Annotated in this window: 9 protein-coding genes; 4 read left to right on the top strand and 5 right to left on the bottom strand. The window is 35.1% G+C overall.

All coding sequences use genetic code 11. The features are described from left to right. Window positions 1-44: 44 nt before the first annotated feature. From LC115_06580 to LC115_06560, 5 genes are all read right to left on the bottom strand, one after another. Window positions 45-734, bottom strand: a complete 690-nt coding sequence (locus LC115_06580) for a hypothetical protein (protein MCZ2356341.1) — start codon at window positions 732-734, stop codon at window positions 45-47. Next, on the bottom strand, window positions 718-1,089 hold the full coding sequence (locus LC115_06575) for a hypothetical protein (protein ID MCZ2356340.1): 372 nt from the start codon (window positions 1,087-1,089) through the stop codon (window positions 718-720). Before LC115_06575 ends, LC115_06580 begins: the two co-directional genes overlap by 17 nt. After that, window positions 1,079-2,896 carry a glycosyltransferase gene (locus LC115_06570; GenBank protein ID MCZ2356339.1) on the bottom strand — a complete coding sequence of 606 codons (1,818 nt, stop codon included), beginning with the start codon at window positions 2,894-2,896 and terminating at the stop codon, window positions 1,079-1,081. The genes LC115_06575 and LC115_06570 overlap by 11 nt, the downstream gene beginning before the upstream one ends. Continuing rightward, window positions 2,893-3,735 (bottom strand): polysaccharide deacetylase family protein, encoded by an 843-nt coding sequence (locus LC115_06565; protein MCZ2356338.1) that lies wholly within the window; start codon window positions 3,733-3,735, stop codon window positions 2,893-2,895. Before LC115_06565 ends, LC115_06570 begins: the two co-directional genes overlap by 4 nt. An 84-nt stretch (window positions 3,736-3,819) precedes the next feature. Continuing rightward, window positions 3,820-4,824 (bottom strand): IS630 family transposase, encoded by a 1,005-nt coding sequence (locus LC115_06560; protein ID MCZ2356337.1) that lies wholly within the window; start codon window positions 4,822-4,824, stop codon window positions 3,820-3,822. Between the two features lie 37 nt (window positions 4,825-4,861). Here LC115_06560 and LC115_06555 point away from each other — a divergent pair, with 37 nt between their 5' ends. The 4 genes from LC115_06555 (at window position 4,862) to LC115_06540 (ending at window position 8,377) form a co-directional block, all read left to right on the top strand. Next, the gene (locus LC115_06555; GenBank protein ID MCZ2356336.1) at window positions 4,862-5,290 is read left to right on the top strand and encodes a transposase; all 429 of its coding nucleotides are present in this window, start codon (window positions 4,862-4,864) and stop codon (window positions 5,288-5,290) included. Window positions 5,291-5,413: 123 nt separating this feature from the next. After that, window positions 5,414-5,827: a hypothetical protein gene (locus LC115_06550; protein ID MCZ2356335.1), complete on the top strand. Its 414-nt coding sequence runs from the start codon at window positions 5,414-5,416 to the stop codon at window positions 5,825-5,827. Beyond that, window positions 5,827-7,254: a pyruvate kinase gene (pyk, locus tag LC115_06545; protein ID MCZ2356334.1), complete on the top strand. Its 1,428-nt coding sequence runs from the start codon at window positions 5,827-5,829 to the stop codon at window positions 7,252-7,254. The genes LC115_06550 and pyk overlap by 1 nt, the downstream gene beginning before the upstream one ends. Window positions 7,255-7,261: 7 nt before the next feature. Continuing rightward, window positions 7,262-8,377, top strand: coding sequence for an aminotransferase class I/II-fold pyridoxal phosphate-dependent enzyme (locus tag LC115_06540; protein MCZ2356333.1), 1,116 nt, complete (start codon window positions 7,262-7,264; stop codon window positions 8,375-8,377). Window positions 8,378-8,445 lie beyond the last annotated feature (68 nt).

Genomic DNA, 8,445 nt, shown 5'->3' with positions numbered 1-8,445 from the left:
TATTAACACCAAGTCTTAAAAATACTACTTAATATTGCGTAACATCAGTTAATAATATCCAAATATTTGGTTTTAGCATTGTACATCAAGGCATCACTCATTTTATTGGTTTGCATTGTAAAATTGTGTGCTATCAAATACCATTTTTCATCATCTATAAATATTGAATTTAAATGGCTTGATGACTGAATTTTTAATTCAGTTGATTGGCAGTCTTTTAGTTGTTTTGGTACTCCTTTTAATAAATCTTGTACAGATATAGTCAAAACTTGGTTATATCCAGTATGCGGCATATAAAGTATATTTTCGTAAATATCTATTTGATGTACTTCGCTTGGTATTCCGAATAAAACAACTTTAATATCTTTTAATGCTTCTTTTTTTTCGTCTAATGTTAGTAAAGTAATATCTGTAATTCGTTCATTAAAGGCGTGGTTGCGTTCACCGATGTTGTTTGAACGTGTTAAAAACCATTGAAAATCATTTAATTGTGTAATTCCATAAAATTTACCTTTCAGAATTTGTTTAAAAAGTTTCTTCTCTGTATCCAATAAAAAAACGCCATTAGAAGTAGAGAAAATTAGTTTATGAAATGAAATATTTTCTGTTCTTTCAAAATCAAAAGGTAATAATTGGTTACAAATATGCTTTTCCTTATAATCAACTAATGTTTCTAAGGATTTATTAAAGCATTGTTCTGCATCAAACAAAGACTTTTCAAATACTTGATTCATTATCTCTTAATTTTGTGTACCTAACAATACGATTTAATTCCTCCAAAAATTTTCTTAGATTCGTTTCCGAAATATCGTCTTGTAGGAGATTTTCAAACAGCAAAATTTTAGTTTCATCTTTGAACTGCTCGTAATACATTTCCCCAATACTAAATTTTTCAAAAATAATTTTTGTCAAGCCGATAATTCGATAATAATTCATCAGGAAACGTCTTTTTCGCCTTTGTAAATAGAAAATGTAAATTCGTTTCAGTTCGTTGAAATTGTTTTCGGTGAGCAGCTCTGCAAAAATATCTGCGTTTTTGTTTTGCTTCATTGTTTCAATTACTTGAAAAATAGCTTTATTAAAAGCCATAGCCAATTATGTCATAAGCGGATTTATCAAGTTCTCTATCCAAACTGAAATTAGATTTCGGTCTGTTGTGATTGATACAAAAAGTGTGTTCAATAATTTTCTTATTTGAAACAACTTGATTGAGCAAAGCCCAAGTCAAATTGCCACGTCTTGCGAATTTATTATTTACTTCAAGATTGATTACAGGATAATAATGCAATAAATCACGATTGAAAACCAAAGTATTTGCACCACGTTTTGAAACGGTTTTTTCTATTGCTTTTAATTCGTTTTGTAACGCTTGTCTTGAAATTGATTTGCCTGAAAAGATTTGTGATAGATTTTCTTCATTCGCTTTTGTGTGATAAATTGGTATTTCCAAATGGTCGCTGTGAATATCAGACAAGTCATAATAATAATCGGGTTTTGTTCTAACATTCAAATAATCGGAAGTAAATACGTTATTCGCCTGATAGCTGTGAAAAAAATCAATCAACTGTCCGCGAATACAACTTAATGCAGGAACAGGCGGGTCGTTACTAATACCGCCAATAATTCCGTCTGTATTTTCCAAATGATGATTGATTATTTCAAACAAATTTGCGGATTGAGAACCATTTGTTACTGTTGTTGAAAACGAAATATCATCATCAATTATCCAATATACAGGTTTTTGAAAGTCGTTTGTTTCTGTAAATAAATGGTGGTGTAAAATTGTTCTGCCTAATGGAATAGAATTTATTTCAGCAAACGATTTGAAAGTAGAACCGTAATGTCCTTTTGCCAAATTTGATTTCCATTCGTTATGTTCTACAATTTTATGAGCAATGTTGTGAGTTTGTAAAATGTCTTTGCACTTTGAAAGGTTTTGAGTTTTTGGTGTATTGTCAATAATTACAAGTAAATTAACAGAAATTTTCTTTTCAATAATTTGTGTAATTATTCTTTCGGTAATTGCTGTGTCACCCGCAATAAAACCAATAATGAATTGATATTTTCCTTTACCTGAAAATTCTATTTCACGTTTTAATATTGGAACATCATTTGAAAAAGTTTCTTCAAAATTTTCTTTAGAAATAGAAAATAATCTTTCGGCACGTTCTAAAAAATCTGCTTTTTCACTATTACTCATTAACGAATGGTACTTGTAATAGAACATTTGCAAACTTCGTTTTTTTCTATCACCACTTGTTGTTACTCTTTCTCTGTCGTTGTCTGTGTGTTGTGTAACAAGATGTTTGTTTACGATTTTGTATTTAGGTTTTTGTAGAAAAACCCGAACGAAAAAATCTCTGTCAATAGTTGCAGAAAGTCCCTCGTCAAAAGCACCTGCTTTTAACAATGTTGTTAATTTGATAAATGTATTTGAACCTGAAATTCCCGGGTTGCCAATTAGAAAATCCTTTTCCGACAATTCATTTGGCAAAACCAATAAATTGTTTTCTGTATTACTGCTTCGCAGTAAACTACCTACTAACAATTCGTAATTATCAGAATTGTTGTTTTCAATTTCTTGTAAATAATTTGGCAACCATTCATCATCATCATCAAGCGAAGCAAAATATAAATCTTCTGAAATTCCGTTTTCTTTTATGATTTCTTCAACGGCTGTGTTTAATGCCCCTGCGTAGTTTTGCGTTCTGCTGTTTCTTAAAGTTTGGAAACCAAAGTTAGCACACAATTTTTGTTCTTTTTCAAAATTGTCGGCTGTTGAATTTGAAACGATATAAATAAAATCAGGTTTACGGCTTTGTTCTTTTACAGATTTCAAAGCTCGTGGCAACAATTCTAAACGATTGTGTGTAACTATAACTGCCGCTATCTTCATTCAACATTTAAAGCGTTTTGTAATTCGTCAAGCGAATTGGGTTTTACAAATATTCTATCATAAGAAGGCAAAGCCTCTTTTTCATTTTCTTTTTTGAAAACCAAACAAGTTGATGTGTAACCAACTTGTTTGACAAGTTCAGTCATTCGGAAATTATATTCTCCCGAAGGGAAACAATAAGCCAAAACATTTTTTCCGATTACACGTTCAATCCATTTTTTTGATTGTTGCAATTCTGTCAACACTTTTTCTTCGTTCATATAATCGGCTGTCAAAAGTGAATGTGTCATTCCGTGCGAACCAATTTCAAAGCCATTTTCAGCAAGTTGTCTAAGTTGCTCGGTACTCATATAATTTACTCTGTTTTGTTTTGGAAGTTTCGCAAACAACTCTTTGAGTAATTTCATTTGTTCTTTTGGTTCTGCTAAATAAAATTTCCGCTTCGTTTCGCCTTTGATGAAATCAAATCTTTGTTCTTCGTTTAAATTCATTTCATCTATACATTGGTAGTAAATGTCAAGAGGTAAAACCGAATTGTTTTTGCACGGCTCTACAACAGGAAAAAACGTTGCTGTCGCATTGTATTTTTGTAGAATTGGCAATGCAAATTCAAAGTTGTCCGAATAGCCATCATCAAAAGTTAAAGCAACAAGTTTGTTTTTTTTGTTTCTCGATGCTATTTCTGAAATCGTAACAAATTCAAAATTTTCATTTTTCAGTAACGATAAAACTGTTTCAAAGTATTCCGATGAAATCAATGTCCCAAATGTTGTGTAGGCATTGGGTTGCGTTATGAGTTTTTCAGGTAAAACTCTATGTAACATCAACACTTTAGCCATTGTCAAGATGTTTTAAAATTTCGTCAATAGAATTTACAGGAATTAGCAAACCGCTTTGGCGGTTATACCAAACCAACTCAGGAATTAAGAAAAACAGAGATGCGGAAAATAAAACTGGTCTTGAAGCAAGGATTTTAATTCTATCTTTCGATTTTTGAGGGAATCGAAAAAAAGATGGGTTGCTTTTTTGAACTCATCAACCGTTTCATAATAGCGGTTGTAGAGGGTTTCTTTTTTATAGAATTTCCAAAGCCGTTCTATAAGGTTGAGATTCGGTGAGTAAGGAGGTAAAAAATGTAATTGTATGCGAGGATGATCTCTGATGTATTCAGCAATCAGTTTACTTCTATAATATCGAGCATTGTCGGCAATGACATGTAGTATTCCTTGGGGTTGGTGCAGTTGCATTTTCTCAAAAAGCGCTACGGTGGACTGTGCATTGATGGTTTCTGATTCTTCTATAATTACTTCTGCTTTGGCCGCATTACAGGCTCCGTTAATATTCATTCTTTGCCTGCCGGTATTGGCTTTTATGGCTTTTTCTTGCCCTTTCTTTATCCAGCCGTTGGCAGGGATAGAATTATGCAAGGGATGTACTCCGTCCATAAAATAAATCTCATCTTCTTTCCCCTTTTGCGCTTTAAGTTCCCTATAGGTTTTTATAAACTCCTGCTGCTTTTGCACATCGCCTTTGCCCGGCAAATGTTTGGTTCGCTTATACACAAATCCTAATCTATCTAATAGTTTGCGAACTCCTTCCACCGTGTATTCTACTTGGTAGGTGTTTTGGATGTAATGTTGTATGTCTTTTGAATAGGCATATAAGTGTTTTTCTAAATGAGCGGAAAGTGATTTTTCTTCATCTTCACTTAAATACCCCTTGGGAGCACAATAATTAAATTGCGTTAGCGCTTCTATTCCTTGTGTCTTATACAACTCGTATGCAGTCCGCGCGGTGTTATCATCTAACAGCAATAAATCTGCCGTTTGTGCATAGCTCAACCCTTTATTTAAGCACAAAATCACCTTGAGCCGGTCTGCTAAACGCTTATCTTTTTGTTTGCGATGAGCTAACTGAAGGGCAAGCACCTCATCTATCGTCAGAAAGTTTTTATCGGGATGTTTGATGTTGCAAAGTTATTACTCCCTCGCTTTTTTTAAATTACCGAACCCTTTTTTTATCAACTTTAATTTCTTGATATTCCTAAATCTTGGTTACTTTGGTATAGCTATTGTGATTCATAACGCTGATATTCAGGACAGAGAAGGAGCTAAATATGTTCTTGAAGAATTAAGATATAAGTACCCTAGATTGACAAAAATATTGGCAGATCAAGGTTATACCGGTAACTTAGCTGAATGGATTTTAAAAAGTTTGAATTACACTTTGGAAATTGTAAAAAAAGTGGCAGGAATTAGTGGATTTAATGTCTTACCCAAGAGATGGATAGTTGAACGAACTTTTGGATGGCTTGGTTTTCAACGAAGATTGGTTAATGACTATGAATTCCACCCTGAATGCAGTACAAGCTTTGTACACTTAGCTAATGATTAGAATTATGCTTAACAGAATAAAAAAATAAATTTCAAACAACCTCTTAACAATTTTTACACCATTTTTAAACAACCTCTTAACTTCGTCCAATAGAATAATTATATTTGCTGCAAACAATGAGCTATGTTTGCGAAGCGAAGTTCCAGCGAAAAAAAAAGCACAATAGATGCTCCTAAGTATCATCTTCTTGGAATTCGCACCGCTATCCCTATCTGGCAGCTATGTTGGCTATTAAACCAAAAATACCAGTTTGAAATAGTCTTGCATAGTAGCCAAACAAAATATTCTGAAAATCCTCATTATTTAGGAAAAGACCAGCTAACTGATTGCGAATTGATTATATATGAAAAGTTGGACTGGCTTACTTCACTCAAAGCACAACAGCAGTTAAACCAATTTACAGCTTTTATGGTTATTATTCCACCTGAAGATAGTAGTTTAGACGCAAATTACTATCTTCAATTACTCAATCCGATTTCAGAAATAGAATATTCCGCCGTTATTCAATATCCAATTTTTAGCAAAATAAAAACATGATAGAGGTATTTCATAGTAAGACAAAGATGGTCTGCACGATGGGGCCGGCTTGCACTCCGAAAGACATTTTATTAGAAATGAGCAAAGTAGGGTTAGATGTTTGCCGCATCAATATGTCCCACGGAACCCAAGAGCAGCACCAGAAAACCATAGATTTAATCAAAGAGATTAATGCTGAGCATGACTTAAATCTATCTATTTTGATAGATTTACAGGGACCTAAACTCAGAATTGGCAAGTTAGAGCAACCGTATCCCATTCAAAAAGGAGATATTATTGAGTTGTGTACTGCTATTCAGGAGCAGGAAGGTAATCGGCTACCGATGGTTTACGAAACCTTTGCCAGAGATGTACATATTGGGGATCTGATATTGGTAGATGACGGCAAGGTGGAATTAAAAGTATTAGAATCCAATGGCACAGACACCGTAAAGTTGGTCGTTGCTCATGGAGAAGAAATCGGCTCTAAAAAAGGTGTTAATTTACCGTATGTAAAAGTTTCATTACCCAGTATTACTGAAAAAGACTTATCGGATATAGACTTCGCCCTTCGTAATGGGGTTCATTGGATAGCACTATCTTTTGTCAGAACTGCGATGGACATTATAGAGTTACGGCGATATATTGAAAGAAAAAACTCCAAAGCACGGATAATTGCGAAGATAGAAAAACCGGAAGCTCTACGAAATATTGACTCCATTATCGAAGCAACGGATGCCGTAATGGTTGCCCGAGGAGATTTAGGGGTAGAAATTTATTTAGAGGAAGTTCCTATTTGGCAAAAAATTATCGTTTCAAAATGTAATATAGCGGGCAAGCCAGTTATTGTAGCTACACAGATGTTAGAGTCTATGATTGAAAATAAGCGTCCGACCCGCGCAGAAACTACCGATGTGGCTAATGCTGTTTTAGACGGTGCTGATGCCTTGATGCTCAGTGGCGAAACGTCCGTTGGTAAACATCCAGTGGAAGTCGTACGGGTGATGCAAAGTATTATCTCTAAAGCAGAACAGCAAGAGTCTATTTATCACCGAAATATGACTGCAAATCCGGAATCTCCAACCTTTCTGGCAGATGCAACCTGCGTAACCGCCGTAAAACTTGCTCTCGAAACCAATGCTAAAGCCATCGTGAGCATGACCAGTTCCGGATACACCGCATTCCAACTATCCAGATGCCGGCCAAAAGCGAATATCTACATCTTTACGGATAATAGAACCATGATTAAAACACTGAGCCTCGTTTGGGGAGTTCGTGCGTTTTACTATGACCAATTTAAAGGCACGAACGAAACTATTGATGATGTGCTGAATCTATTAGAGCAAGATAGAATCCTTACCAAAGGAGATGTTGTTATCAACACAGCTTCTATTCCGCTACATGCCCGTAAACGAACCAATATGCTGAAAGTAACGGTTATAGAGTAAAACCCTTATGATTTGGCTATCTCCGCCAGAGCTAACAGGGTTAGAGCAAGAGTCTATTAATCAGGTTATTGAATCAAAATGGTTAGCACCTAACGGCCCTGTTGTAGCTACATTTGAAGCACAGTTAGCTCTATTATTTTCGTTAGACGAAGTTATCGCTGTCAATTCCGGCACTGCTGCATTGCATTTAGCATTGATAGCTCTGGGAATTTCTCACGGCGATGAAGTACTTTGCCCAACCAATACTTTTGCCGGAAGTATTTTTCCGGTAATTTATACCGGTGCAAAACCTATTTTGGTAGAGGCTTCACCGGAATCATGGACAATATCGCTGGATTGGCTGCAAGAGGCTTTGGCTTCCAGACGGAAAGCAGGTGCTACTGTTAAGGCTGTGATAGCTGTGGATTTATACGGAATGCCCTGTAACTATGCAGAACTGCTCCAATTTTGCCATACAAATGAGCTACTACTAATTATAGATGCAGCAGAATCTTTGGGATCTACGTATCAACAAAAACATACTATTGGTTTGGCGGATGCCGGTATCGTTTCATTCAATGGGAATAAGATTATCACTACATCAGGAGGCGGTGCGTTGTATCTTGCAAACCCACAGTACCGAACAACAGCCCGAAGAATTGCCAATCAAGCAAAACAGCCGGTTCGTTATTATCTGCATCAAGAAATTGGTTATAACTACAATCTAAGTAGTCTATCGGCAGCTATTGGTTTAGCCCAACTACCGGAACTAAGTTGGCGGGTTCAGCAAAAAAGAAAAATATTTGAAAATTATCTGCACTTACTTACCGGAAAAATCCCATTTCGCTTTCAGCAAGAACTTGACCCCGCAACATCTAACCGGTGGCTTAGTGTGTTTTATTTTCCTGATATTTCATTCAATTCTATAGAAATTATTCAAAATTTTGCTAATAAACAAATTGAACTAAGAACTGCATGGAATCCAATGCACACTCAACCAATTTTCCAAGAAGATTTGTACTTCGGGGATGGTTTTTCAACCAAATTGTTTCAAAATGGGCTTTGCCTGCCTTCCGGCATAAAACTAACTGAAAATCAACAAGAAAAAATTATTGATATGCTCATTCGTCTGTTGGTATCTTGATTTACTTTAAATTTTGATTTTCAAATAGTTGTGATTTGTTTTTGTATTTTAAGTTTTAAATAGGTATT

It is taken from the genome of Bacteroidia bacterium (genome assembly GCA_026932145.1).
Lineage (GTDB): Bacteria > Bacteroidota > Bacteroidia > J057 > JAIXKT01 > JAIXKT01.
The sequence above is the reverse complement of the archived record's forward strand: the minus strand, read 5'-3'. Positions and strand labels throughout refer to the sequence as shown.

Bases quoted from the DNA above. Each gene is read 5' to 3' on its own strand.
- LC115_06580 (MCZ2356341.1), bottom strand. From the start codon at position 734: ATGAATCAAGTATTTGAAAAGTCTTTGTTTGATGCAGAACAATGCTTT.
- LC115_06575 (MCZ2356340.1), bottom strand. From the start codon at position 1,089: ATGGCTTTTAATAAAGCTATTTTTCAAGTAATTGAAACAATGAAGCAA.
- LC115_06570 (MCZ2356339.1), bottom strand. From the start codon at position 2,896: ATGAAGATAGCGGCAGTTATAGTTACACACAATCGTTTAGAATTGTTG.
- LC115_06565 (MCZ2356338.1), bottom strand. From the start codon at position 3,735: ATGGCTAAAGTGTTGATGTTACATAGAGTTTTACCTGAAAAACTCATA.
- LC115_06555 (MCZ2356336.1), top strand. From the start codon at position 4,862: ATGTTGCAAAGTTATTACTCCCTCGCTTTTTTTAAATTACCGAACCCT.
- LC115_06550 (MCZ2356335.1), top strand. From the start codon at position 5,414: ATGTTTGCGAAGCGAAGTTCCAGCGAAAAAAAAAGCACAATAGATGCT.
- LC115_06540 (MCZ2356333.1), top strand. From the start codon at position 7,262: ATGATTTGGCTATCTCCGCCAGAGCTAACAGGGTTAGAGCAAGAGTCT.